The sequence below is a fragment of the Amycolatopsis sp. YIM 10 genome (assembly GCF_009429145.1).
GTDB lineage: Bacteria > Actinomycetota > Actinomycetes > Mycobacteriales > Pseudonocardiaceae > Amycolatopsis.
Genome location: NZ_CP045480.1, coordinates 7,290,828 through 7,316,376, shown reverse-complemented (window position 1 = coordinate 7,316,376; position 25,549 = coordinate 7,290,828). Strand labels below are relative to the sequence as shown.

Here is a 25,549-nt window from a genome sequence, read left to right as displayed (position 1 = left end):
GGGTCCGGGATCGTCCGCCAACCGTCGCGCGTTCCGGCCCCATCGCGCAACGATCGCCGCGTACGCTGCGGGCATGGAGGCATTGGTCGCGCGGTTGTCGCATCTCGATCCGGACGCCGAGGGCGTCATCCGCGTGGTGATGTTCTACGACACGCTGATGCGGCGGCGGGTGGATCTGCCCGCACTCGCCCGTGCTTCGGCGGGGCTGGCCGAGTGCGTGGCGGCCATCCGGCTCCACGGCACGGGACGGACGATCCGCGTCGCGCCCGACGGCCGGGAAGCGACCACCGAGCCGCTGCCCCCGTCCACCACGGCTCCGGTCACCCTCGACGACGAGGAGATCGGCTCGGTGTGGCTCGAACGCCCCGGTGAGCCCGGTTCGCTCGACGAGGCGCTGCTGGACCGGCTCGCCATCGCGGTGGCGACGGTGGTCGAGCGGTACAGCCCGGCGCGCACCACCATGGCCGACCCGGCGCTGGTCGAGCTGGTGGTCAGCCCGACCAGTGACGACGCGGCCAGGAACCGGGCGCTGCGCCTGCTGGGTTTCGGGGCCGATGTGCCGCTCCGGGTGGTCGCCGTGCGGTCGCGGCTGCCGCTGGACCGGGTCGGTGGTCTGGTCTGCCCGGCGCGCCTGGTGAAGGCGGCGCCACTGGCCGACGTGGGCATCATCCTGGCCGCGGCGGTCGACCCGGCGTGTTTCCCGGCGGAGGTGCGCGCGGGCATCGGTGCCGCCGGGAGCCCGGACCGCTCGTGGCAGCAGGCGCGGACGGCGCTGCGGTTCACCACCGCGCGCCAGCCGGTGGTGCACTTCGATGAGCTGGGGGCGCTGGCGTTGCTGGCGGAGGTGCCGGTGGACGCCGTGCGGGACAACGCGGATGTGGCCGCGATCGCCGCGCTGGCGGGGAATCCGGATGATTTGTCTACTTTGGACGCCTACTGCGCCACGGGCTCCCTGCGACGGGCGGCGGACTTGTTGCACCTGCACCACAGCAGCGTGTCCCGGCGGTTGGAGCAGATCGGGAAGGCGCTGGGAATGGAACTCACGGAGCCGACCGGGTTGGTGCGGGCGAGAGTGGCGCTGACGGCGTGGCGGCTGAGTTCGGAGTGCTAGTGCTGTGTCCATGAACGTTGGCAGGGTTGGCGACACACCGGTCAGCGTTCGTGGCTGCTGATCGTCCGAGTATCAGTCTGGACGGATGGCAGATCCAGTACGAGCGCGTCGGCTGACCGATCAGGAGGTTCAGCGTCTGCAGAAGATCGTGCGCAGAGGCACCGGGGCATCGATCCGGTTGCGGCGGGCGATGGTGATCATGGCTTCGGTCAGCGGAAATACCGTCCCCGCCTGATCAGCCTTGAGGACGAAGCCTTCCTCATCGCGACGGCCACCACGCGACCCGAAGCACTCGAGCGGCCCTTCACCCGCTGGAGCCTGCGCGCACTCGCCGCCTACCTGACCCGCAACCACGGAAACCGACGGGTCACGATAGGCCGCGAACGGCTGCGGCAGTTCCACGGCTGCTACTCAATGGGAGGCGACACCCTCTGGGGTGTTGTCCGAGCACGAAAATCCGCGGCGAACACCCTGGCCGCACTGAAATCCATCCGCGCCGCACGCCCGGACGGCGCACCGATCCACACCATCCTGGACAACCTCTCCGGCCCACAAAAGGCGCCACGACCAAAGCCCGGGCCCACCGCAGCAACGTCGCACTGTGCTTCCCCCCGACGTCCTCGCCTCACAACGCCTTGAACGAGCCCGTGTCCGCAGCGAACGCCGCCACCGCTGGGGACGACACGCCGCCTGACCAACCCGTGGGTCTATCCCGTGATCGGCTCTGGCGCACTTTCGGTGGTGGTGTAGCGGTCCCCGGCCGGGACGGGGGTGGCGGGGCTGTCATGATCGTTTGTGTCTGAGATGGCGATGCTGGTCGGTGTGGTGTTCTCGGGGCTTTCGGCGCTGTCGGTCGAGGGCGTCGAGGATGCGGGCGATGTGCTCGTGGTGCGGGCGTCGACCAAGGGTGATGCCGTGGCGTGCCCTCTGCGGGACGCTGACCGGCCGGGTTCATGCCTTTCATGAACGGGTCCCGGCGGATGTGCCGATCGACGGACGGCGGGTGTTAGTGAGGTTGCGGATCCGTCGGATGCGTTGCCCTGTGACAGAGTGCGCGCGCCGGACGTTCCGGGAGCAGGTGCCGGGATTGATCGAGCGATACCAGCGACGGACCGTTCGGCTGGGCGATCAGGTCCGTAGTGTCGTGCGCGAGTTGGCAGGCAGAGCCTCCGCCCGTGTGCTGCCATCGCTCGGGATTGCGGTCGGGCGGGACACCGCTGTGCGGGTCCTGCTGGGCATCCCGCTGCCGGATCGGGTAGTGCCGCGGGTGCTGGGAATCGATGACTTCGCCCTGCGCAGAGGGCATGACTGCGCCACTGTGTTGATCGACGCCGACAGCGGTGCCCGGGTCGACGTGCTGGCCGGGCGTGGCGCCGGGGTGGTGGCTGGTTGGCTGCGGGCGCATCCGGGAACCGAGGTCGTGTGCCGGGACGGTTCGACCGCCTATGCCCAAGCGGTGCGGGAAGCGCTGCCGAACGCGGTCCAGGTCGCTGACCGGTGGCATCTGTGGCACGGCTTGTGCGATGCCGTGGGCAAGGAGGTCGCAGCCCATAGCGCCTGCTGGGCCACGGCCACGGGATTGCGCGAGGGAAAGCTCGCCGAGACCACACTCCAGCGGTGGCAGCAGATCCATGCCCTGCTCAACGCCGGAGTCGGGCTGCTCGATTGCTCACGCCGCCTCGGCCTGGCGCTCAACACGGTCAAGCGATACGCCCGCGCGACCACTCCGCAGCGCATCCAGCGGGTCCCCAAATATCGGGCCTGCATGGTCGACCCCTACCGGGACCACCTCCGCTCCCGCCGCGAACAAGACCCAGGCGTGGGGGCCACCGCGCTACTGGCCGAGATCCGCGCCATGGGCTACAACGGCAGCCACAACCTCCTCGTGCGCTACCTCAACCAGGCACGCCATCTCGACGACCACCCGCACCTGTCGCCACGCCGAGCCGCCAGGCTGCTGCTGACCCGACCGGAGAATCTCACCGAACGGCAACACGAACGACTCCAAGGCTTGGCCGCAGCCTGCCCCGAGATGACGGCGCTGGCAGGCGTTGTGCGCTCCTTCGCAGCCCTGCTCGCTCCCCACGAGGAAAACCCCGCCCGGTTGGCGGCATGGACCACCGCCGCACGCGAGGCGGACCTACCCCAAGTCCACTCCTTCGCCCGAGGCATCGAACTCGACATCGACGCCGTCACCGCCGCGATCACCCTCCACCACCACAACGGGCGGACCGAAGGCGTCAACACCAAAACCAAGCTAATCAAGCGACAGATGTACGGCCGAGCAGGCTTCGCTCTCCTACGCCACCGCATCCTCCTCGGCTAACCCCACCACCGAAAGTGCGCCAGAGCCGATCTTGGAACAGTCCCGTCTGGGCAGGGTCGTGCGGGGTGGGCGCGGCTCGATTCGCCTGTATGGCCTATCGGACTGGACTGTTTGTCGCACAGGTGTTTGATATGATTGGGTTATGGGGGCATTGTTGGAGGAGATTCTCCTCGAGATGAAATCCACTGCTGCGGAGATCGCTCGCCTGGAGGCGCGGTTGGCTCGGCAGGTGGTCTCGTTTACCCGCGCGTCGTTGGTTAGACGTGGGGTGGCGGAGGAATTGGCGATGGCGTTGTGCCTGACGAAGTTCAAGGCAGACGCCCTGATCGGCCACGCCGAAGGTTTGGTCGATCGCTTTCCTTTGGTGTTGGGCTTGGTGGAGGAAGGTCGCGTGCCGATGGCGTCGGCGGTGGCCGTCGACGATGCTGCCGCCTGGCTTGATGATGACAAGACGCCGGTTGTGGATGGAGTGGTGGCGGGGCGGCTGGTCGGCAAGAATCCCACGGCGGCTCGTCGTTCGGCGAGTGCGGCGGTGGCGAAGGCTGATCCCGAAGGTTTCGAGGAGCGTGTTCGTCGGCGGCGCGAGGCAAGCGGTTTCTATTTGCACCACGGTGAATCCGGCGTAGCTGGCCTGTCCCTGGAGAACGCCCCCATCGAGAAGGCCACCGCAGCCTACCTCTGCGTAGATCAGCAAGCCCGCCTGCTGAAAACTCCCGACGAGACCCGCACTCTCGATCAACTTCGCTCCGACGTCGCTCTCGACATGCTGATGGGCAAGCAATTCGGCGGCGAGGTGAAAGCTCACGTGTATCTGTATCTGGATGCTCTCACCTATGCCGGTCTCCGCAATCACCCGGCTGAGCTGGCTGGACATGGGCCGATTCCCGCGTCGCTGGCGCGCGACATCGCTTCCGGGCCGAAGACGGTGTTCCAGCGGATCATCACCGATCCGGTCACCGGTCAGGTCGTAGAACTCGGCCGCCGAAGATACCGGCCCAAGGCTGGGCTGGATGAGCTGGTGCGGGTCCGCGACCGCGAGTGTCGTCGCCCGGGGTGTACGCGGCCCGCCCAGTTCGGCGATCTCGATCACTGCGACAGTGCCGGGAAGGGGTGGAAGGACGGCTGCCCGACCGGCGCGGCGACCCTGGTGGGGTTGTGCCGGGCCGACCACAAGCTCCGCGACCTGCCCGGGTGGTGGCATGGCGTCGCCGACGATGGGGTGTTGACGATCACGACGCCTGCCGGGCAGTGGTACACCAGCGAGGCCGAGCCGTTGGGGCATGGGTGAGTTGAGTTGGCGCCTGGCGAATGCAGCTGTCTCGTGCCTCCTTGCCGACTGTCTATTCAGGACGGTTCGTTTCCGGGATCTCGATGCTGATCGGCTTGGCTTCGGACAGGAACAGCAGCGCCGCCTTGCGGAGGAACTCGTCGAACAGCCAGTAGGCCTTGGGCGCCAGCGGCAGCGGGAGCAGGCCCTCGCGCACCGCGATGAACGGTTCCCAGGCCACGTCGAGCAGCGAGTCCCACAGCGGCTCCCGATCGATCTTCAGCCATCCGGCGATCTCGTCGCCGAGCATGAAACGGGTGAAAGCACCGAGGATCGGCTTGCTGAGAATGCCTCCGTCCACTGAGGAACCCAGGTTGAGCAGGATGTCCGCGAGCTTGTTGCCCTCCGGCGTCGGCGCCAGTACCGGGTCGAGCACTTCCTTCGCCTGGGCGTTCGCTTCGTCCCAGGTCGCCGGGATGTACTCGTCCATGATGCCGAGCATGTGCGCGCCCAGCTGCCACGAGTGCAGGAAGGCGGTGGACTCGCCCGCCGGGATCGGTACCTTCCACGCGGCCATCTTCTGCATCACCGTGGTCGGCAGGCTGTGCCAGGTGACCATCATGTCCCGCTGACTGATCGGGACGTCCTCGTCGGCGACCCCGGGCCAGTGCGGTGACTGCGGCAGCAGGTGCCGCACCGCGGCGTGCACCAGCCGCGTCTTGACGCAGGTGACGATCATTTCGCCGTCGGGGGAGTAGGCGTTGCGGGTGCCGATGTCGTAACCGAGCTTCGCGGTCTTGGAGATGCGGTCCTTCATGTCCGCGCCGCCCTGCGAGTAGTAGACCGCGCGGGCTTCCTTCGGGATGACCGTGCTCATCATGCCGCTGGCCAGCCCGTACAGCACGCCGAGATAGAGGCCGCGCTTCTCGTTGAACTCGTACGCGGTTTCCAGCTTGCCGTGGTCGGCCCACGGCGGCAGCTGCCGCGCCTGCTCCATGAACGCCCGCAGGTCGGCGGGCAGTCCGGCGGGCAGTGGCTGGCCGTTGCGGGTCCAGGTCCGCAGCAGCTGGTTGACCATGGGAACGTCGCCGCGGTCGAGCAGGGAGGCGACCAGTTCGTCGGCCTCCGGATCCCACACCCACCGCGGATCGGCGCCGGCCCCAGCGCCCGCCACCGAACCGGTGGGCGCCCAGGTCCACGCCGCCTGCGCCGGGGAAACCACCCCGAGCGCGCCGAGCGCACCCAGGGCTCCACCGGCCTTCAACACGTTGCGCCTGCTGAATTTGTCCATGCTTTCGCGCTTCCTCCTCGAAGCCGGGAGAGCATTAACCACAGAGCCTTTGATACGATGAAACGCGTTGTGCTTCTGCGTATCACCATGAGAGCACACTGTGTCGGCCCTCACAAGGGGTCCGTGACGGGCTGATGACAGCGACTCGGCGGCTGGGGCAGAATCAACCGACCCGGGAGGAGAACGTGGAACCTGCGCTGTCCGTCCTCATGGCCGCGGGTGCGGAGTCATTGCTCGAGCGCGCGTACACCGACGCCGTGGCGCGGGTGGACGACCTGGACGAAGCCCGGGCCAAGGTGCTCGACGCCGCCTACGAGCAGTTCTGCCGCCTGGGCATCCAGCGGTCCACGATGGAGGACGTGGCCCGGCGGGCCGGGGTCTCGCGGATCACCGTGTACCGGCGGTTCGCCACCAAGGACGCGCTGGTGGAGCAGGTGGTGCGGCGGGAGTTCCGCCGCTACTTCGACCAGTTCCTCGTCGACATCGAGCAGGCCGAGACCGCGGCGGACCGGGTGGTGCTGGGCTTCGTCAGCTCCCTGCGCGCCATCCGGGGGAATCCGCTGATCGGCGGGCTGATGGAGGCCGAGCCGGATCTGCTGGTGCCGTCGATGATCAACGACGGCGGCCGCACGCTGGCCACCGTGCGGCAGTTCGTCGCCGGCCAGCTCCGCCGCGAACAGCGCGCGGGCACTGTCGCGGCCGAGCTGGACGCCGACGTCGTGGCCGAGCTGATGGTCCGGCTGTCTGCCTCCTTCCTGGCCATCCCCAGTCACGTCATCGATCTCGACGACGACGAGCAGCTGGCCGAAGTGGCGCGGAAGTTCCTGGTGCCGATGCTGGACGTCACCGCTGGCTGAGGTGGTCGATCAGCCAGGTGACCACCGCCCCGGCCGCGCCGGTCAGGACACCGCGGACGGCGGCGATGGCCAGCTGGAGCCGGGCGGCGCGGGTTTTCGCCGGAATGCGCTTCATCGTGTTCCTCCTGGTGTGCGGGTGCCATCATCGTTTCCGGTCGCGGGGCCCGGCCGACGAGTTGCGATGAGACGGGCACGCCGACCGCGGGCGCGGGATGATGGTTCGCGATGAATGGCGACCGGAGGGGCGGCGCGGTCCGGCGACCGCGGGTGATCGAGCAGGCCCCGGTGCCGCCGGGGCCGCTCGCGGAGCTGAAGAAGCTGGTGTACGAGCTGTACCTCCAGGCGGGCGCGCCGTCGCTGGACGTGATCACCGGGTGGATCGCCGAGGACGACGCGCTGCCGGGTGCCCCGGAACGGGACACGATCCACCGGATCATCCGCGACAACGCGCTGCCGCCGTCGCAGGCCGACGTGGTGACCGTGGTGAGCGTGCTTTCCCGGGCGGCGCGCTGGGACCCCGGTGACGCCGCGGAACGCGCGCGGGCGTTGTGGGTGGCGGCCCGCATGGATCCCGGTGTCGGGGTGCCGCTCGCCCGGGTGACCGATCCGTTCGCGCTGGAGGTCCACCGGCCGATCAGCCTGGACGAGATGGGGGAGCTGCCGCCGCTGCCGGTGTACGCGCGGCGCGCGCACGACGACCGGCTGGCCGCAGTGGTCGCCCGTGCCCGCGCGGGCGAGAGTGTGATGGCGGTGCTCGTCGCGGGTTCGTCGGCGGGAAAGACGCGCGCCTGCTGGGAAGCGCTGCAACCGCTGCGCGAGGCAGGGGGCTGGCGGCTGTGGCACCCGTACGACCCGACCCGGCACGAGGCGGCGTTGCGGGCGCTGGACCGGGTGGGGCCGCGCACGGTCGTCTGGCTGAACGAGACGCAGGAGTATCTCGGCGGTGAGGATGCCGAGCGGGTTGCGGCCAAGCTGCGCACCCTGCTCGCCGACCCCGCCAGGAAACCGGTGCTGGTGCTGGGCACGCTGTGGCCCGAGCACTTCGACGCCCTCACGCGGCGGCCGGGTTCGCAGGTGAGTCAGGTGCTCGACGGCGCTGTGCTGGAGGTGCCGGACGCCTTCACCGGTGCCGACCTGACGGCCATGCGGGCGGCCGCCGATTCGGACGCCCGGTTGGCGTGGGCGGTCGATCACGCCGAATGCGGTCAGATCACGCAGGTACTGGCGGGCGGATCCGCGTTGCTGGAGCGATTCCACACCGCGCCACCGGCCGCCAAGGCACTCCTGCTGGCGGCGATGGACGCCCGGCGCCTGGGACACCGCAACGCCCTGTCCCGGGCTTTCCTGGAACACGCCGCGCCGGAGTACCTGAGCGATGTCCACTGGGGACAGTTGAGTTCGGACTGGCTGGCGGAAGCGCTGGAATACGCGTGCCGCCCGTGCAAGGGAGCGCCCGGCCCGCTCATGCGAACCCGATCGCGCGAACCGCGGTACCGGCTGGCCGACTACCTCGACCAGTACGGTCGCACCCTCCGCCGGGCGGTGCTGCCACCGGACGGTTTCTGGCGCGCCGCCACCTCTACGGATCTTGAGGACCTGACCTGCTTGGGACTGGCGGCGGCACATCGCGGGCTGTACCGCGACGCTGCCCAGTGCTACAAAAGCGCCCGCGCCGTTCACCAGTTGCTCGACCTGCGCGACAAGCTGGGTTTCGACGACCCCCGCTGGCTGCAGTGGGCCATCGCCCACGTTCCGCTCGACGACATCCGGGCCGTCGAATACCTGCTGGTGCGGTCCGCGGACCACGCCGCCGCGTTGCTGGCCCGCGATCCGGCCGCACACGTGCCGGTGGATGACCTGGAAGCCGTATGCGGTCTGCTGAGCTGGCTGTCCGGGGCCGGAGCTGCCGAGCAGGTGACGACGCTGGCCGACCGCGTGGTCGCGTGGTTCCCGGTGGGCGACCACGAAGGCCTGGAAATGCTGTTGGAGCACTTGCACCAGGCCGGGGCGACGCGGCAGGAAGAGGAACTGGCTCGTCGCGCCGCCGATTCGGTGCCCATGAACGATCCGCAGGTGGTGCGGCGCCTGCTTTCCCTGTTCCAGGCGAACGACTACATCGAGCAGCTCAGCGTGCTGCTCGCCCGTGATCCGGCCAGTCGGGTTCCGATCGACGATCCAGGCGCAGTGGCAGATCTGCTGTTGCTGCTCAATGGTCCGTGGCCGGGTGCGACCGGCCAGATCGCCACGTTGCTCGCCAGGGATCCGGCCGGGCACGCCGCTCTCGACGATCCGTGGAGTGCAGGGGACCTGCTGGACCGCTTGCATCGGGTCGGAGCGGCGGACCAGGTGGCGAAACTGGCCGGACGTGCGGCCGCGCACCTCTGCCTCGATCGCCCACCCGGGCTGGGACAAGTTCTGCGTCGACTCCGCGAGCTGGGGTTCGTCGAGCAGATGACAGCGCTGGCCGAACGCGCTGCCGCCCTCGTGCCCGCGGACGTGCTACTGATCGAATTGTCCGAGTTCGACGTCGCCGAACTGCTGCCTCAGCGTGTTGCCGAGGACTGTCCGGTGACCGATTCGTATTCGGCGAAGCGCGCGCTCCGTGCCCTGCACAAGGCCGGAGCCACTGAACAGGCCGCGGTACTGGCCCGGCGGATCACCGAGCAGGTTTCGCTCGCCGGCCCGGGTGTGCTGGCCGGTTTGCTGGAGCGACTCGCACAAGCCGGACTTTCCGGCGAGGCCGCCACATTGCTGGCTCGCGACCCGGCCGCGCACGTGGCGCTGGACGACCTCGAAAGAGTGGGCCGGCTGCTGGTCGCGTTGCGGGGATCCGGTGCTGACGACCAGGTCGCGGTGCTCGCTCAGCGCATCGCCGCCGGGACCTCGCTGGACGATCCGAAGGTGCTGCTCCGAGTGCTGGAGCTGCTGCACGAAGCCGCTGCCACCGAGCAGATCGCGACGCTGCTGGACCGCGGTCCGGCCGCGCACGTTCTCCTCGGCGACTGGGAGGCCGTGTGGAAGCTGCTGGTCGCCCTGAACCAGCTGGGAGCGGCCGAGCAGGTGACCGCACTGCTCGCCCGCGCTGTCGAGCACGTTCCGCTCGACGACGCGAAGGCCGTGCTGTGGTTGCTGGCCAATCTCCCCGTCGAGGAGGCCGTCGCGCTGGCGGTTCGTGGTCCGGCCGCCCGCGTACCGCTCGACGATCCGGAGGTCGTGCAGCAACTGCTGGGGCAACTGGCCAAGATCGACGCCGCTGAGCAGGTCGCCGTGTTGCTGGCCCGTGATCCGGCTTCGCGAGTCAGCCTTCGATATGACTTCGGCGTGCATCGGCTGTGGACCCGACTGCGGATGCTCGGGGCGAACGAACAGGCCACCTCGCTGGCCGAGCGCCTTCCCCCGGAAGGAAAGTTCGACCCTTCCGTGAACACCGGTCACCCCTTCGGCCGCGAACCCGACGGTACGCCCGCCGAGCCGTGGGGTTGGGACGACCTGGACTGAACCGCGGCAACCTTCGGGTCACCTGAAGATCGGCCCCCGTTCCTGGCGACCGGGGCGGACCGCCGCCCACAATCGGGGTCATGGCTGTTCTCGACGAACGGGCCGCGGCCCGGCGGCTGGCCGAGCGGTTCGGCTTCGGGCCCCGGCCGGGGGAGCAGGTCCCGTCGCTGGAGGCGCTGCTCTCGCCCGGCGGGGCCCGCCAGGCGCCGCAACTGGCCCCGCTGTCCAAAGGCAAGAAGGCCAGAGCCGAGCAGGAGCGGCGACTGGTGATCTGGTGGCTCGACCGCATGGTCGCCGACGACGCCGAGCGGCTCACCTGGTTCTGGCACGGGCACTTCGCCACCAGCGAGCAGAAGGTGCGCGATCCCGCGCTGATGCTGGCCCAGAACGAAACCTTCCACCGCCTCGGCCGCGGCGGGTTCACCGAGCTGGCCAAGGCGCTCGTCGTGGACGCGGCGATGCTGAAGTGGCTGGACGGCAACGACAACGAGGTGCGCTCACCGAATGAGAACTTGGCGCGGGAGTTCCTCGAACTCTTCGCGCTGGGCGTCGGGCACTACTCCGAACAGGACGTGCGCGAGTCGGCCCGTGCGCTCACCGGGTGGACGCTGGACAAGAAGACCGGCGAAGCCAAGCTGCACCCGAAGCGCCAGGACCGCGAACCCAAGCAGATCTTCGGCCAGACCGCCGACTTCACCGCCGAGTCCTTTGTGGACCTGGTGCTCGGGCGGCCGGAGTCGGCCGCGTTTGTCACCGGCAGGCTGTGGTTCCGCCTGGTTTCGCCGACGCCACCACCGCCGGACGTGCACCAGCGAGTCATCGCCGCCTACGGCCCCGGCCGGGACATCCAGGCCGCGCTGCGGGCGATCGCCGGTGAAGCGGCGTTCCGCGACCCGGCGGCGACCATCGTCAAGCAGCCGGTCGAATGGCTGGTCGGCCTGCTGCGCGCGAGCGGCCTCACCGCGAGCGATCTCGACGAGAAGAAGCTGCTCAACGGACTGCGCGGGATGGGACAGCTGCCGTTCCGGCCACCGAGCGTCGGCGGCTGGCCGTCCGGCGGCTCGTGGCTGACCACCTCCGCGAGCGTGGCGCGGCTGAACCTCGCCCGGCTGGTCGCCCAGAAGGCGAAACCCGAGGCGCTGGAGCGGCTGCGGGAAACGCTCGGGATGGACACCTGGTCGGACCGGACCAAGGGCGCGCTCGACGGCGTCGCCAAGGACCCGCGCGAACTGCTCGCGGTGGCCGCCTGCGCCCCCGAGTACGTGGTGAGCGGATGAGGAGGACAGCATGAACACCGTGACCCGGCGCCGTTTTCTCACCTTGACCGGGGTGACCGCGGCCGGTGCGCTCGCCGTTGGGGCGTCCGGAGTGGACTGGGACTCGCTGATGACCGCCGCCGCGGAGAACCCGCTCGACCCCGGTGCCGGGGTGCTGGTGGTGGTGACGCTCTACGGCGGCAACGACGGGCTGAACACCGTGGTCCCGGCAGCCGACCGGGCCTACCAGGACGCGCGGCCCGACCTGGCCTACCAGCCGGAAGAGGTGCTCGACCTCGGTGAGGGGCTCGGCCTGAACCCCGGCATGAAGGGCCTCAAAGGCCTGTGGGACAACCGGAAACTGGCGATCGTGCGTGGTGTCGGTTATCCGCGGCCCGATCACAGCCACTTCCGGTCGATGGCGATCTGGCAGACCGCCTCGCCGGACACCTCGGTGCCCAGCGGCTGGCTCGGACGCTGGCTGGACGCTTCCGGCGCGGATCCGCTGCGTGCGGTGTCGGTCGAACCGGTGCTGCCCCCGTTGCTGGCCGGGGAAAGCGCCGCGGCGGCATCGATGCCGGTCGGCGGGCTGGCACTGCCGAAGGGGGCGCTGGGCGAAGCCTTCGCCGCGCTCGGCACGCCGGTGCCCGGCGAGGATCCCTGGCGGGCCAAGGCCACGCGGTCGATCGGCGATCTGCACAACGCCGTCCGGATCCTCGGCGGAGCCGCGCACGAAGAGTCTGGAAAGGACGATGAAGACGAGAAGCGGGACAAGGGTGCTTCGGCGGGCGGTAGTTCGGGACTGGCCGCGCAACTGGACCTGGTCGCGGGACTGGTCGAAGCCGGGGTGCCGACCCGTGCGTATTCGGTGTCACTGGGCGGTTTCGACACCCATTCCGACGAGCGCGGCACACAGGAGCGGCTGCTCGCCGAACTGGACACCGCGCTCACCCCGTTCGTGCAGCGGTTGCAGGGCAGCGATCGCGGCAAGCAGGTCACCGTGCTGGTGTACTCGGAATTCGGGCGGCGGGTGCGGGCCAATGCCAGTGATGGCACCGATCACGGCACCGCGGGCCCGATGTTCCTGCTCGGCGAGAACGTGCAGGGCGGATTCCACGGGGAACAGCCGAGCCTGACCGATCTCGACAACGACGATCTCAAGGCCACCACCGACTTCCGCGACGTCTACGCCACCGTGCTCGGCGACGTGCTCGGCACCGATCCCGGCCGGGTCCTGCCCGGTCACACGACCCGGCTGGACAACCTCATCCGCGCGGCAGGGTGAGCCGGAAGGTCGCGCCGTGGCAGCTCAGCTCACCACCGTGAGCCCTGGCCAGGCCACGCGCGATCGTCAGGCCCAGTCCGGAACCACCGCGGTCGCGGCCCCGGCCGGTGTCCAGTCGCACCAGGCGGCCGAAGATCCGTTCGCGGTCGGCTTCGGGCACCCCGGGACCGGAATCGGTGATCTCCAACGAAACCGCGTCCGCCGATTGTCCACAGTGGAACTCGATGGTGCCGTTGTCACCCGCCGCGTTCCTGGCGTTGTCGGCGAGGTTCGCCAGGATCTGGGTGATCCTGCCTTCCTCGGCGTTCACCTCGGTCTCCGGACCGGAAACCCTGACGGTCAGTGAAGGTGCCAGCAGTCGCAGGCGGTCGGCCTGGGTGCGCGCGAGTTCCCGCAGGCGCACCGGTCCGCGCTCCAGCCGCACCCCGGCGTCGATCCGCGCCAGGTCCAGCAGGTCCTCCACCAGCCGCCCGGCTCGCTGGGATTCCCGCACCAGCAGCAGTTCCAGCCGTTCCCGCTGCTCGGGCGCGGCCTCGGGACCCAGTTCCAGCACGGCTTCCGCGGCCGCCCGCACGCCGGCGATCGGTGTGCGGAGTTCGTGCGCGGCGTCGGCGACGAAGGTCCGCATCCGCTCTTCGGACGCCTCCAGCGCGTCGAGCATTTCGTCGAAAGCCTCGGCCGTGCGTCCCAGTTCGGTGTCCGGCCGGGACGGCGACAACCGGCCACCGCGGCTGCCCGACGCGATCGAGCGGGCCAGCGCGGTCATCCGGTCCAGCGGCCGGAGCGCCACGCGCATGCCGAGCAGCAGCGCGAACGCCGTCACCGCGATGGCCACCAGCCCGCCGATCACCAGCACTCGCGCCAGGGTGCGTTCGGCACCGGCGAACAGCGAGGTGTCGGCGGTGAGCACCAGTTCGGCGCCGTCGAGCCGGGGTGGTCCGGACAGCACGGCGGTCACGCGCCTGCCGTCTGCGGGCTCCGGCGCGCCGATGGTTTCCCCGGATGGAAGGCGCAGGCTGACCACCACCCCGCGCGCGTCGATCCGGCGCACCAGGTTCGCCGGCGCCACGTTCTCCCGCGCCAGCTGCTGTGCCAGCTGCACGCGACCGGCGAGCAGCGCGTTCAGGTTTCGCTCCCCCTGCGCGGTGAACACGGCAGCGACGGTGAAGCCCAGTGCCACCAACACGATCCCGACCACCAGCAGCGCGGTCAGCGTGACCCGGCGGCGCAGCGATGTGGTGCGGAGGGCGCTCATCCGTCGCCGTCGCGAAGGACGTAACCGAGGCCGCGCACGGTGTGCAGCAGGCGCGGGCCGTGTGCTTCGAGCTTGCGGCGCAACGCGCTGATGTGCACCTCGACCAGGTTCGCCGCGTAGTCGTCGTAACCCCACACGCCGGTGAGCAGCTGCGCCTTGCCGACCACGCGGTCCCGGCGGTGCGCGAGAAAGGTGAGCAGCTTCAGCTCGGTCGCGGTCAGCTCGATCGCCGTCCCGGCCCGGCGCACCACCCCGGAATCCACGTCGAGCACCAGATCACCGACCTCGACCACCGGCTGGGTCCGGCCCAGCCGCCGCAGCACCGCCGCCACCCTGGCCACCAGTTCGGCCAGCACGAACGGCTTGGTCACGTAGTCGTCGGCGCCCTCACCGAACCCGCGCAGGCGGTCGTCCACCGCGTCGCGCGCGGTCAGCAGCACCACGCCGGTGGTGGTGGCGCGGCGGACGACCTGAAGCAGTTCGAAGCCGTCCCGGCCGGGCAGCATCACGTCCAGGATCACCAGGTCCGGCCGGAAGTCGAGCAGCGTCCGTTCCAACCGTTCGCCGTCGGGCAGGGCGAGCACGCGGTGCCCGGCGCCGGTCAGCGCCGACTCGACGGCGGCGCGGATCGTCTCCGCGTCCTCGACGAGCAGCACCCGGGCCGGTTCCATGCGCTCATTGTGCCCGTTTGCGCCGGATGAGGGCGTAAACCCCGAGGATCACCGCGAGGCTGATCAGGCTCAGGAAGAGTTGCGCCCGGGTGGAGTTGTCGACGAAGAGCATGGACGCCGCGACGCCCAGGGTGGCGACCAGCGTGAGCCAGGTCAGCCACGGATAACCCCACATCCGCAGTTGCAGGCGGTCCGGCGCTTCGGCTTCGAGCTTGCGCCGCATGCGGAGCTGGGAGCCGCAGATGATGGCGTAGACGAACAACGCGACCGCGCCCGCCGAGTTGATGATGAAGTAGAAGATCCGGTCGGGGGAGACGTAGCTCATCACCACCGCGACGTAACCGACCGAAGTGGACACCAGGATCGCCTTCCACGGCACCCCGCGCTGGTTCGTGTCGGCGATCCACCGCGGCGCCCAGCCGTGCCGCTTGAGCGCGAAGAGCATGCGGGAAGCCGTGTACAGCCCTGAATTCAGCACCGACAGCGCGGCGGTGAGCACCACCGCGGAGACGATCGTCGAGGCGGCGGGAAGGCCGAACCGGTCGAACGCGGCGGCGAACGGGCTGGTCTCGCTCGGCACGTCCGGCCACGGCGTGATCATCACCAGCAGTGCCACGGAACCGACGTAGAAGACGATGACGCGCCAGACGATGGTCGAGGTGGCTTTGCGGACGGCGGTGGCCGGTTCGCGCGACTCGGCGGCGGCGATGGTGACGATCTCCGCGCCGAAGTAGGAGAAGATCACGATGACCACACCGTGGACCACCGAGAACGGTCCATTTGCGACAAAGCCGTCGAGAACGATGTTGCCGACCGAGAAGTGCGCGCCCGGCCAGAACCCGAGCACAAAAAGCAAACCCGCCACCAGGAAGACGACGATGGTGGCGACCTTGACCGAAGCCAGCCAGAACTCGGTCTCGCCGAACGAGCGCGCCGAAGCCAGGTTGGTGCCGGTGAGCAGGAGCATCAGCAGCAGCGAGAACACCCACTGCGGTACCCCGGTGATCCACTCCTGGAGGATCTTCGCCCCGGCGACGGCTTCGAAGGCGACCACGCCGACCCAGAAGTACCAGTACAGCCACCCGATGGTGAATCCGGCCCAGCCGCCCAGCGCCTCGCGCGCGTACTCCATGAACGAGCCGAGTGCCGGTGACGCGGTGGCCATTTCGCCGAGCATCCGCATCACCAGCACCACGAGCAGGCCGCCGAGCGCGTAGGACAGCACCGCGGCCGGGCCGACCGTGTGGATCACCGCGCCACTGCCGATGAACAGGCTCGCGCCGATGATGCCGCCGAGCGCGATCATCCGCACGTGCCGCTGCCGCAACGCGGGCCGCAGCCCTTCGGTGTCCTTGTCGGACGTCGTCATGGCCACCTCCGGGAGAATGCTCCGGCGATTGTGGCAGCCGCGGACCGCGGGCGCAGCGCTCAGCGAGAGTTGCGAACTTCGTCCTTTTCCGCCCGGTGCACCCGATCGGCGGCGGCCAGCGGCAGGGCGATCACCAAGAGCAGGCCCAGGCCGAGCGGCAGGGTCCGGTCGTCCGGGACGTCGCGGGGGACCTCCGTCGGCGGGGTGCCCGCGTCCCAGGACACGCCGCCCGGCTGGACCTCGTGCTCGGCGAGCAGCGCCACCCCGACCGGCGCGGTCAGGATCGCCGCCGCGACAAGAACCTTGGTGAGCAGGGAAAGTCCGCGGTGCGCGAGCAACATCACGCCTGCCGCCAGCAGTACCGCGGCGCACGCCAGCGCGGTGATCAGCAGCGGCACCTCGACCATGGTGCCGACCGAGGTGCCGAGGCGGGAGCCCGACAGCAGCAGCGCGGCGGCCAGGCCGGCGGCCGGGGTGAGCACCAGTGCGAGCGCGCCGAGGAACGCGCGGGTGTCCACCGGGGTTTCCTGGCGGCGCAGGCGAAGTCCGGCGAGCACCGGCAGGCCGAGGCCCAGCAGCAGCATCGCCAGCTGGCCGAGTGCGATCACCCACGAGTCGGTTCCGAGCGCGTATTGGTAGGCGCGGCCGGGTTCCTGCGTCATCAGGCCGCCTGCCTGGAACACCTTGTCCAGAATCCCGCCCAGCCCGGCCAGTGGCGGGGCGAGCGCGCCCAGCACGCCGAGGGTGCGGGTGCTCGCCGACGCCTCCGCGCGCAGGACCAGTCCCAGTACGGTGAAGGAGGCCGCCAGGATGACGAGCATGTTCAGCGGGCCGGGCGGCAGTGCCGGGGTGAGGTAGAGCAATCCGGTCAGCGGCAGCAGAAGCAGTCCGCGCGCGGCGCGGGCGCGGGCCGGTGACACCGGCGGAAGCCCTTCCGCGGCAACGATTTCCGCCGGATCACCGAGCCGCTCCACGGCCGTGTCGGGGTCTTCGCCGGACTCGATCACCGCTTCGAGGTGCTCGGCGAGTTCCTGCCGCAGTTCGTCGCGGCGGGGCTGCGGAAGCGCGACGGCGGCGCGGTCGAAGCGCTCCAGCCACTTCGCGGCGGTTTTGTGGGTCACGGCGTTCATTGGTCTCCTTCGAGAACCTCGTCCACCGCGGCGCGGAAACTGCGCCAGTGGCGGTGGAACACTTCCAGTGCGGTGCGGCCTTCCGCGGTCAGCTCGTAGTAGCGGCGCGGCGGGCCCTGGTCCGATGGTTGCCAGTGGGTTTCGAGCAGGCCTTCCTTTCGCAGCCGGGACAGCAGCGGGTAGATCGTGCCCTCGGTGGTGCCGAGCCCTTCGGCCGCGGCGAGCGCGCGAACCAGGTCGAAGCCGTACCGGGGGCCGCGTTCGAGCAGGGCCAGCACACAATGCTCGATCACCCCGCGGCGGAGCTGGGCGAGCAACTGGGCGTCGGTGGTCACGAACGCAAGGTACCTTGTGGAGCAAGGTAGCTGTCAAGCCGGGTGCTTGACCCGCCGGGAGCGCGCCGGTAATCCTCGGTTGTGGACGACCTGTCGAAATGGGGCCTGTACTGCTTCTGCCTCGGCGCCAGAAGCACCCCGCACCATGTGGTGGAAATGGACGACAACGGTCGTGTCCTGTTCCACGCCCGTGAGGGGACGACTCGTGCGGAGCTGCGGGAACACGGCATCGAACCGCTGGAAAGCCAGCTCGCGCTGTTGCGCGCGTATGGCCTGCTGACCGTCGAGGGCGACCGGCTCACCACCGCGTTCCCCGTGCTCGGTCCCGCCGAGATGGAGTCGTTGCGGGCCCGGGTGAAGCCGCTCGCGGAGAAGATCGTGCCGGAAATCCTGGCCGACGTGTCCGCGATCGTCGATTCCCTGGCCTCCGCTTACGGCGTGCTGTTCGGCTACGTCATCGACGGTCTGCTCTGGGACCGGTTCCGGGCAGTGGCCGCGTTGCCCGGAACCGAGCTGACCCTCGACCGTCCATATTGGAATGGTGCCTTCTGGGCGAGCTACCCGCCGCGAGCCGGCGCCACGGGCACCAACGAGGTCGCTGGAGCCGGGGCCGCCCTGACCATGGTCTGGACGGATCCGACCGTGCGAGCCCTGAACCGGCTGGCCGACGCCCCGGCGCTGCGGTCCGCCCTCGACCGCGGCGAACTGCCGCTCGGCCCGGTCACCACGTCGGCCGGTGAGGAATGGCGCCTCACCGGCGATGACGGTGAACCGGCGATCCCGGTCATCCGTCGCGAGGATCCTGTGCACGAGCACGGATCGCGGGTAGCGGACGCGATCGCGAGTGCGCTGCTGCGGGAACTCCCGGCATTCGGCCCCCAATGGGGCGAGGCCACTTTGCTCATCGTCGCCCACGAACTGATCTGGGACCTCATGGCGATGCTGGAGGCGGCCGGAGTCGTCGATCGGCCCGTGACCTTCGACGATCCGGCCGCCACCCCCGATGCGCTGCGAGCGCACCTGTTCGTGACAGTGCTACCTGGTGCAGGGTGAACCACCGGGGTGGGCCGCGCTGCCGTGCACGTCTGCCTGGGCCTTGGCCAGTACGACATGCGCGAGCGGCGTGTCCACCGCAACGGCTTCCTGGGTCACCACACCGTTTTCGACCACGGTGCTGTTCAGTTTCAGCGAGCCGATCAGCAGCGGGATCGTCAGCGGAGCCGAGCCGACCGTCACCGCGACACCGTTGATCTTCAGCGAAGCGATGTTCGAGCTACCCGCGAAGGCGGGCTGCAGACCACCCGGCCCGGCCACGCACGAAGCGCTCGCCTGCGCTTCGATGACGCCGAGTTCGATGTTCAGCCCCAGCGCGCTGACCGTGGTCTTGTCGACCTTCGCCGTCGACAGCGCCCGGTCACCGGCCGCGGGCGGCAGCGACTGGTCGTCCGGGGTGAGGTCGGTGCTCGCGGTCAGCGTGTTCGACTTGACGTTGAGCAGCCCCGCGTTCAGCGAGATCGAGGCCACCGTCTTGCTGTCGTCGACGCACGGCAGGTTGGCGGGATTCGCCACGGCCACGGTGATTCCGGCGACGTCGGCGGCGGTCCCGGTGCACGAGAAGCTGCCGTCGCGGTCGTCGTCGATGATCGTGCCGACACCTTGACCGTCCACAATGCCCACTCCGGTGCTCGACGAGGACAGGTTCAGCGTGAAGTCCTCGGTCGCCTCGTCCACCGCGTCGGAAACGATCGGCACGGTCACCGGGGCGGAGGTCTGTCCCGCCGGAATGGTGACGGTGCCGCCACTGGCGGCGTAGTCCGCCGGAGCGGTCGCGCTGCCGTTGGCCGTCGCGTAGTTCACCGTCACCGGGTCCGGGCTCGCGCCGCCCAGCAGTGAGACGGTGAAGTTCGCGCTCCCCGCCCCTTCGGAGACGGTGACGTCGTCGACCGCGAGGCCGCGCACGTGCACGGTCGTGTTCTCGATGAACCCGCGTGAGACCCCGTCGACCAGGTAGTCGACCGTGCAGCGGTAGGTGCCGGGTGTGGTACCGGCGGCGACGGCGATCGTCTCGGTGAAGGTCGCCGTGGAACCGCTGTCCACGGTGACGCTCGACGGCGCGTTGGTCACGGTCAACTGCGGATCGCAGGTGGCCACCGGGCTGACGGTGGACTTGACCGCCTGTATGCCCTCGAGGATCTTCTGCGCCACCTGGTTGTCCGCCGCGTTCAGCAGCACGCCGCCGGTGGCGTTGACGATCTGTGTGGCCTGTCCGGCGGGAACGCCGCTGTCGGCCGCGTCCAGGCCGGGCCTGCCAGGCTGGCCGTTGCCGACGTTCACCGCCACGACGCGGATCTTCGCCGCCTGGAGCGCGGCGATGGTGTCCGCCAGGGTGTGGCCGTTGCTCGGGTCGTGCGACGGCGCGTCCCCGAACCAGGCGACGATCTTGGTGTCGTCCGGGCGGTAGTTCATCGCGCCGGTGGCGAGTTCGTGCAAGGCGTTGATGGCCGACTCCGGGGTGTCCCCGCCGTTGCCGACCTGCCACTGGGCGAGCCCCGCCTGTACCGCCGCGGTATCGGCGGTGATGTTCTGCTCGACCCGGAAGAGGTAGGTGGAATCCTCCTCGTCCTGGTACGAGGCGACGCCGAACTGCGCGGTCGGCTGGGCCTGGCGCACGGAGTCGGTGACCGCGCCGGCGTTGGCCTGCACGTTGCCGATGGCGTCGGTCATGCTGCCGGTGGTGTCGGCCAGCAGCACCAGATCCGGGTTCGGCGGGATCGGCGCGGTGGTGACGTTCTTGGCGATCGTGGTGCTCTGCCCCGGCAGCAGGTTCAGCTCCACAGTGGACGGATCAACCCCGGGCGGCGCGGCCAGCGCGGCCGCGCCCGGCGTGAGCAGCGCGGCCGCCGTGGTGAGTGCGAGCAGGGTGTGTCTTCGATTCATTTTTTCCCCCTCCGAAACAAACGAACACTCGGAAGAGGCGACTGGGCCGGATCGAATACCGCGTTCCCCCGAACGCAGTAACGAACCCTGTTCTTTCGGACAGGATCAGCCGTCGACGGGAACGGGTCCCGTGCCACCGAACTGCGACGGATCTGGGGCGAATTTTGGGCCGAACTGACTCAGACGCGGTCGCGCCTGCGCAGGACGTGGTAGGCGATCGCGGTGGCCGCGGCGGTGGCGACCACCAGCACGGCGAGCGCGGGGTGCATGTCCTTCGACAGGCTCGGCGCCCGCTCCGGGCCGATCGCCCACAGCGCCAGGGGAAGCGCGTAGGCGGCACCGAGGGCGGACGCCCACCAGCGGAGCGGTCGCAGCCGTTCGGTGACCAGGGTGCCGATCACCACGATCGCCACCGGGACGATGGCCACCATGGCGAACTGCCCGGCGACCATCACGGCCGCGGCCCAGGCCGCGATGATGACGGGGCGCGAGCCGGTGGTGGTGCTTTCGAGTGTGGACATGACGTTTCTCCTTGTGGGGTAACGGAATCAGCAGGGGCGGGCTTCGGCGGTGGCCTTCAGCTCGTCGAGCCAGGTTTCGAGGCCGCCGCCGAGGTACCGGGTGGCGGTGGGCACGTCGGCCTCGACCTGCTCGCCGGTCCACGTCTCCTCGGTCCGCACCAGCACCCCGTCCCGGACCTGCCGGAAGTTCCAGACGTGCACGCCGTTGTCGATGCGCAGCCCCTCGCCGATCGCCGGGCCGTTCCAGCGGATGCACTGGTTCCGCTGGATCTGGTGGACCGTCGAGGTGATCTCCAGCGTGGTCTCGGGTGTGGTCGGCGTGGCGGGCGCCGGCGTGGTCCACCGGAACTGGGAACCACTGCGCAGCGGGCCGTGGTCGAGGCGCTTGACGCCGGTGACCGGCTTCTGCCACGTCGGCCAGCGCTCCACGTCGGTCTGGAGCCGGTAGATGGTGCTCATCGGCGCCTTGATCAGCCGCTCGGTGCGGTAGCGGATCTTCGCGTCCGGGTCGACGCCCTGACCGCGGCAGGTCAGCTGGGCCGAGGGCGTGGGGCCGGCCTCGGCTGCCTGCGCCGGTGCGGTGAAGCCGAGCAGGGCCAGCGGGAGGGCGAGCAGGGCGGCGCGGTGGGCGGTCTTCATGGGTTCTCCTCGCGATAGTTACAAGCTATTGCTGTGGTTAGAAGCTATAGCGCAACTGAGGTGAGTGTCAATAGCGAGAGTGATACCCTCTAACAATGGAGACCGCCGGGAAGACCTCGCGCGAGCGCTACCGGGCCCAGGTGCGCGCGGAGGTCAAGGAGCAGGCGTGGGAGCAGATCGCCACGGCCGGGGTGACCGCGTTGTCCCTCAACGCGATCGCGAAGAAGCTCGGCATGAGCGGGCCCGCCCTCTACCGGTACTTCGCCAGCCGCGACGAGCTGATCACCGAACTCATCCGCGACGCCTACCGCAGCCTCGCCGACAAACTCCGCGCCGCGCTCGACGCCGGTGCCGACCTGCGCGCACTCGCCCACCAGGTCAGGGAATGGGCGCTGAGCGACCCGCACCGGTACTTCCTCATCTACGGCACGCCCGTGCCCGGCTACCACGCGCCGGACGACACCACCGAGATCTCGAACGAGATCATGACCGTGCTGCTCGACGCACACGCCGCGTTACCGGTGGACCCGGTGGTCACGTCCTTCGAGAGGTACCTCGACGAGCACCGCGACTGGACGGGCGGACATCCCGCGTCGACCCCGGCCGCGCGTCGTGCGCTGGCGTTCTGGACGCGCCTGCACGGGGTGCTCTCGCTCGAACTCGCCGGCCAGTTCGCCGGCATGGGCTTCGATCCGGCGCGGCTGTTCGACGACGAACTCGACGAGCTGCTAGCAGACTGACCGCAGCGCCGCTTCGAGGATGTCGACCCCGGCGTGGAGGTCGGCCGTCTCGATCGTCAGCGGCGGCGCGATGCGGAAGATGCCGCCCATGCCGGGCAACTGCACGATGTTCATGTGCAACCCGCGGTCGAGGCAGGCGGTGGTCACCGCGCGCCCGAGTTCGTCGGCGGGTGCCTTGCTTTCCTTGTCCGCCACCAGTTCCACACCCTGCAGCAGTCCGCGGCCGCGCACGTCGCCGACCACCTCGTAGCGGTCGCGCAGGTCCAGCAGGCGGTCGGTCAGTTCCTTGCCCAGCAGCTGCGCCCGCTCCACCAGCGCGTCCCGCTCGATCACGTCCATCACGGTCAACGCCACCGACGCGGCGAACGGGTCCGAAACGTGGGTGGTGAAGAAGAGGAAACCGCGGTCGTGGCAGGTCTGCTCGATTTCCGGGGACGTCATCACCGCGGCGACGGGCAACCCGGCGCCGAGCGTCTTCGACAGGGTCAGCAGATCCGGCACCACGCCGTCGCGCTCGAACGCGTACATGGTCCCGGTGCGGCCCAGGCCGGTCTGCGCTTCATCGAGGATCAGCAGCATTCCCCTTGCCGCGCAGTGCTCCCGCAACCGCGCGAGGTAGCCCTCCGGCAGTTCGATGATCCCGCCGGAGGACAGGATCGGCTCGACGATGCAGGCCGCGAGGCTGCCGGACGACTGCTGGTCCACGAGCCGGAAACCGTAGTCCAGCTCGGTTTCCCAGTCGTGTGAACCGTCCGCGTGCCGGAACGGCGAGCGGTAGGCGTCCGGCGTCGGCAGGGTGAGATTGCCCGGCACCGGTGGCCCGTAACCGCGGCGGCCCGCGGAGAAGGTGGCGCCGGCGGCTCCCGAGGTCATCCCGTGCCACGAGCGGTCGAAGGCGACGATCTCGTAGTTGCCGGTGTACAGCTTGGCCAGCTTGATCGCGGCCTCGTTGGACTCGGCGCCGGTGCTGAGCAACAACATCCGGCTCAGCGGTGCCGGCAGTGAACCGGCGAGCCGCCGGGCGAGGTCGACCACGGGACGGCTCAGCATGCCGGAGTAGAGGTGGCTGAGCGTGCCCAGTGCCTCGCTCGCGGCGCGGACCACATCGGGGTGCGAGTGGCCGAGCAGCGCGCTCATCTGCCCGGAGGTGAAGTCCAGGATCGCCCGGCCCTCGCTGTCGTAGACGTGCGAACCGGCGGCGCGCTCGATCACGCGCGGGGTGAACGCGCCCCCGTAGCGGACGAGGTGATCGGTCGCGTCCTGCCAGAACCGCTGGTCGTCCATCTGTCCTCCCGCGCTTGTTTGGCCCATTGAACTAGGCCAAACTGGCTTAGGTCAAACTTCGCGGAGGAGGTGCGCGCCGGTGGAACGGGACTTGCAGGTCAGCCGGGACTCCGACGTGCCCATCTACCGCCAGCTCGTCGCGCAGCTGTCGTTCATGATCGAGAGCGGCGAGCTGGCGGCGGGCCAGGTGCTGCCCAGCTCCCGGCTGCTGGCGGACAACCTGCACATCAACCGCAACACGGTGGCCCGCGCCTACGCCGATCTCGGCGAACGCGGCCTGGTCGAGACCCGCGGGCGCGGCGGCACGGTGGTGACGGGATTCGGGCGGGGCCGGGAAGGCGCGCGCGACCGGGCACGCTCGATCCTGGCCGAGGCGACCAGGGCGTGCGTCGACCTCGGCCTGTCGGCGGCCGAGATCCAGGCGCTGGTGTCGAGCCTGGCCCTGCGTGCCGAGGGTGATCTGCCCAAGGTCGCGTTCGTCGAATGCAATGCCGACCGGGCGAAGTACTTCGCCGATGAGCTGGCCGGGCACCTCGGGCTGAAGGTGAAACCGTTGGTGCTGGGGGAGTTCGACCCGGGGCAGGAGCCGGCGGACCTGGTGCTGACCACCTTCTTCCACCTGGCCGAGGTGCGCGGTCTGTGGCGCCGGGCGGACACCGAGGTGGTCGCGATCGTGGCCGCGCCACACGTGCGGACCCTGGTGCGGATCGCCGCGGTGGCGCCGGACCGGACCGTCGGCATCTGGTACTCCACCGAGGACCAGGCCCTCAGCATCCGGGACTCGCTGACGCAGTCGGGACTGCGCAACATCAAGGTGCTCCACGGCCTGGCGGACGAGGACCTCGAGGACGTGGACCTGGTGGTGATCCCGAGCGAGTCGCCGGAGGTGAAGGCCAGGCTCGAAGGCCGGGCCGAGGTGATCGAGTTCGGCAACGTACTGGACGCCGCGTCGATCCGCATGGTCACCGAGGTCGTCGAGGACCTGCGGGCGGCCAGGCGCTAGCGCACCTCCTCGGCCAGCAGGCGGCGTAGGCGGTGGACCACGTCGACCTGTGCCGGGTTGTACAGGTCGGCCAGTGCCAGGTCGATCGTCTTCGCGGTCAGGCGCACGCCCTTCGGTGCGAGCGCGTGCGGATCGAGCAGTTCGGGGTGGTCATCGAGGAGTTCGCGCACCCGCGGGAACAGAGACTCGGCCAGCTCACGCCGGGTCCGGTCGTCGGCGTCGGCGGGCAGGTGGTCGAACTCGGGGCCCATCGAGAGGTTCGGGGCCTTCTGCATGATTTCCCGATAGGCGTCGAGCGCCGACGGGCCGAAAACCCGGGACATGACCACAACGAACGAGCGGTCGGCTTCGGTGAGCTTCGCGTCGGCGGCGACCGAGGCGATCTCCGGCGGGAGATCGGTCGGCACGGCTTCGCGCAGGATCACCGCGAGTTCCAGGCGCGCCCGCTGCAACCGTTCGATGGTCGCGGCCAGTTCGCTGTCCAGCACGCGCAGGGCCTCACCGGGATGTTCGTCGGCGTCGCCCATTTCGGCGATCTGCGTCAGTGAGAAACCGAGATCGGCCAGCCGCTTGATGCGCAGCAACCGCACCAGATGCGCGACGCCGTAACTCTTGTACCCGTTGGCGCGGCGTTCGGGCTCGGGCAGCAGGCCGACCTCGTGGTAGTGCCGCACCGCGCGCAGGCTCGTGCCGGCGAGTTCGGCGATCTGCCGGGTGCTCCACGCCATGGTGACCGCTCCTCCAACCGGATCCCGCCGGGCGGGCGCACCGGCG

22 protein-coding genes and 1 pseudogene are annotated in these 25,549 nt (G+C 69.7%); 10 read left to right on the top strand and 13 right to left on the bottom strand.

Features of this window, described 5'->3' with window-relative positions; genetic code table 11:
* Nucleotides 1-73: 73 nt before the first annotated feature.
* Complete coding sequence (locus YIM_RS34450) at nt 74-1,111, top strand: CdaR family transcriptional regulator (protein ID WP_153034286.1); 1,038 nt, start codon at nt 74-76, stop codon at nt 1,109-1,111.
* Nucleotides 1,112-1,240: 129 nt separating this feature from the next.
* Here the strand turns inward: YIM_RS34450 and YIM_RS34445 are convergent, their stop codons facing one another.
* The gene (locus tag YIM_RS34445) at nt 1,241-1,513 is read right to left on the bottom strand and encodes a hypothetical protein (protein ID WP_153034285.1); all 273 of its coding nucleotides are present in this window, start codon (nt 1,511-1,513) and stop codon (nt 1,241-1,243) included.
* Nucleotides 1,514-1,936: 423 nt separating this feature from the next.
* Here YIM_RS34445 and YIM_RS34440 point away from each other — a divergent pair.
* Both YIM_RS34440 and YIM_RS34435 read left to right on the top strand, forming a co-directional pair.
* A pseudogene (locus YIM_RS34440) lies at nt 1,937-3,437 on the top strand (ISL3 family transposase).
* A 142-nt stretch (nt 3,438-3,579) separates the two neighbouring features.
* Complete coding sequence (locus YIM_RS34435; RefSeq protein ID WP_228004197.1) at nt 3,580-4,725, top strand: DUF222 domain-containing protein; 1,146 nt, start codon at nt 3,580-3,582, stop codon at nt 4,723-4,725.
* A 52-nt stretch (nt 4,726-4,777) separates the two neighbouring features.
* On the opposite strand, the gene YIM_RS34430 is transcribed toward YIM_RS34435, so the two are convergent.
* Nucleotides 4,778-5,995 (bottom strand): oxygenase MpaB family protein, encoded by a 1,218-nt coding sequence (locus tag YIM_RS34430; RefSeq protein WP_153034284.1) that lies wholly within the window; start codon nt 5,993-5,995, stop codon nt 4,778-4,780.
* Between the two features lie 185 nt (nt 5,996-6,180).
* Here YIM_RS34430 and YIM_RS34425 point away from each other — a divergent pair, with 185 nt between their 5' ends.
* Nucleotides 6,181-6,852 (top strand): TetR/AcrR family transcriptional regulator, encoded by a 672-nt coding sequence (locus YIM_RS34425; protein WP_153034283.1) that lies wholly within the window; start codon nt 6,181-6,183, stop codon nt 6,850-6,852.
* Here the strand turns inward: YIM_RS34425 and YIM_RS49750 are convergent.
* On the bottom strand, nt 6,839-6,967 hold the full coding sequence (locus YIM_RS49750; RefSeq protein ID WP_255462758.1) for a hypothetical protein: 129 nt from the start codon (nt 6,965-6,967) through the stop codon (nt 6,839-6,841). The two genes, YIM_RS34425 and YIM_RS49750, sit on opposite strands and share 14 nt — an antisense overlap.
* A 110-nt stretch (nt 6,968-7,077) precedes the next feature.
* Here YIM_RS49750 and YIM_RS34420 point away from each other — a divergent pair, with 110 nt between their 5' ends.
* The 3 genes from YIM_RS34420 (at nt 7,078) to YIM_RS34410 (ending at nt 12,891) form a co-directional block, all read left to right on the top strand.
* On the top strand, nt 7,078-10,350 hold the full coding sequence (locus YIM_RS34420; protein ID WP_153034282.1) for a hypothetical protein: 3,273 nt from the start codon (nt 7,078-7,080) through the stop codon (nt 10,348-10,350).
* Between the two features lie 80 nt (nt 10,351-10,430).
* Complete coding sequence (locus tag YIM_RS34415; protein ID WP_153034281.1) at nt 10,431-11,627, top strand: DUF1800 family protein; 1,197 nt, start codon at nt 10,431-10,433, stop codon at nt 11,625-11,627.
* 10 nt (nt 11,628-11,637) lie between these two features.
* Nucleotides 11,638-12,891, top strand: coding sequence for a DUF1501 domain-containing protein (locus tag YIM_RS34410; RefSeq protein WP_153034280.1), 1,254 nt, complete (start codon nt 11,638-11,640; stop codon nt 12,889-12,891).
* On the opposite strand, the gene YIM_RS34405 is transcribed toward YIM_RS34410, so the two are convergent.
* Genes YIM_RS34405 through YIM_RS34385 form a run of 5 tightly spaced genes read right to left on the bottom strand, consistent with a single transcriptional unit; the run spans nt 12,872 to nt 17,651 of the window.
* Nucleotides 12,872-14,146 (bottom strand): ATP-binding protein, encoded by a 1,275-nt coding sequence (locus YIM_RS34405; protein WP_153034279.1) that lies wholly within the window; start codon nt 14,144-14,146, stop codon nt 12,872-12,874. The genes YIM_RS34410 and YIM_RS34405 overlap by 20 nt on opposite strands.
* Nucleotides 14,143-14,817, bottom strand: a complete 675-nt coding sequence (locus YIM_RS34400; protein ID WP_153034278.1) for a response regulator transcription factor — start codon at nt 14,815-14,817, stop codon at nt 14,143-14,145. The genes YIM_RS34405 and YIM_RS34400 overlap by 4 nt, the downstream gene beginning before the upstream one ends.
* A gap of 4 nt (nt 14,818-14,821) precedes the next feature.
* Nucleotides 14,822-16,186, bottom strand: coding sequence for an amino acid permease (locus YIM_RS34395; RefSeq protein ID WP_153034277.1), 1,365 nt, complete (start codon nt 16,184-16,186; stop codon nt 14,822-14,824).
* A gap of 59 nt (nt 16,187-16,245) precedes the next feature.
* Nucleotides 16,246-17,316, bottom strand: coding sequence for a hypothetical protein (locus YIM_RS34390; protein ID WP_153034276.1), 1,071 nt, complete (start codon nt 17,314-17,316; stop codon nt 16,246-16,248).
* Nucleotides 17,313-17,651: a PadR family transcriptional regulator gene (locus YIM_RS34385; protein WP_228004196.1), complete on the bottom strand. Its 339-nt coding sequence runs from the start codon at nt 17,649-17,651 to the stop codon at nt 17,313-17,315. The genes YIM_RS34390 and YIM_RS34385 overlap by 4 nt, the downstream gene beginning before the upstream one ends.
* A gap of 81 nt (nt 17,652-17,732) precedes the next feature.
* Here YIM_RS34385 and YIM_RS34380 point away from each other — a divergent pair, with 81 nt between their 5' ends.
* Nucleotides 17,733-18,704, top strand: coding sequence for a hypothetical protein (locus YIM_RS34380; RefSeq protein ID WP_153034275.1), 972 nt, complete (start codon nt 17,733-17,735; stop codon nt 18,702-18,704).
* On the opposite strand, the gene YIM_RS34375 is transcribed toward YIM_RS34380, so the two are convergent.
* The 3 genes from YIM_RS34375 to YIM_RS34365 form a co-directional block, all read right to left on the bottom strand.
* The gene (locus tag YIM_RS34375; RefSeq protein WP_153034274.1) at nt 18,687-20,588 is read right to left on the bottom strand and encodes a Calx-beta domain-containing protein; all 1,902 of its coding nucleotides are present in this window, start codon (nt 20,586-20,588) and stop codon (nt 18,687-18,689) included. The two genes, YIM_RS34380 and YIM_RS34375, sit on opposite strands and share 18 nt — an antisense overlap.
* Before the next feature lie 179 nt (nt 20,589-20,767).
* Complete coding sequence (locus tag YIM_RS34370; RefSeq protein WP_153034273.1) at nt 20,768-21,109, bottom strand: hypothetical protein; 342 nt, start codon at nt 21,107-21,109, stop codon at nt 20,768-20,770.
* 27 nt (nt 21,110-21,136) lie between these two features.
* Nucleotides 21,137-21,748: an SRPBCC family protein gene (locus tag YIM_RS34365; protein WP_153034272.1), complete on the bottom strand. Its 612-nt coding sequence runs from the start codon at nt 21,746-21,748 to the stop codon at nt 21,137-21,139.
* 95 nt (nt 21,749-21,843) lie between these two features.
* Between YIM_RS34365 and YIM_RS34360 the strand changes: the two genes are divergently transcribed.
* Entirely contained in the window at nt 21,844-22,488 is a 645-nt protein-coding gene (locus tag YIM_RS34360; RefSeq protein ID WP_153034271.1) for a TetR/AcrR family transcriptional regulator, read from the top strand.
* Here the strand turns inward: YIM_RS34360 and YIM_RS34355 are convergent.
* Entirely contained in the window at nt 22,477-23,772 is a 1,296-nt protein-coding gene (locus YIM_RS34355; RefSeq protein WP_153034270.1) for an aspartate aminotransferase family protein, read from the bottom strand. The two genes, YIM_RS34360 and YIM_RS34355, sit on opposite strands and share 12 nt — an antisense overlap.
* Nucleotides 23,773-23,851: 79 nt before the next feature.
* Between YIM_RS34355 and YIM_RS34350 the strand changes: the two genes are divergently transcribed.
* Complete coding sequence (locus YIM_RS34350; protein WP_153034269.1) at nt 23,852-24,775, top strand: GntR family transcriptional regulator; 924 nt, start codon at nt 23,852-23,854, stop codon at nt 24,773-24,775.
* Here the strand turns inward: YIM_RS34350 and YIM_RS34345 are convergent.
* Nucleotides 24,772-25,503, bottom strand: a complete 732-nt coding sequence (locus YIM_RS34345) for a MerR family transcriptional regulator (RefSeq protein WP_153034268.1) — start codon at nt 25,501-25,503, stop codon at nt 24,772-24,774. The genes YIM_RS34350 and YIM_RS34345 overlap by 4 nt on opposite strands.
* Nucleotides 25,504-25,549: the final 46 nt, after the last annotated feature.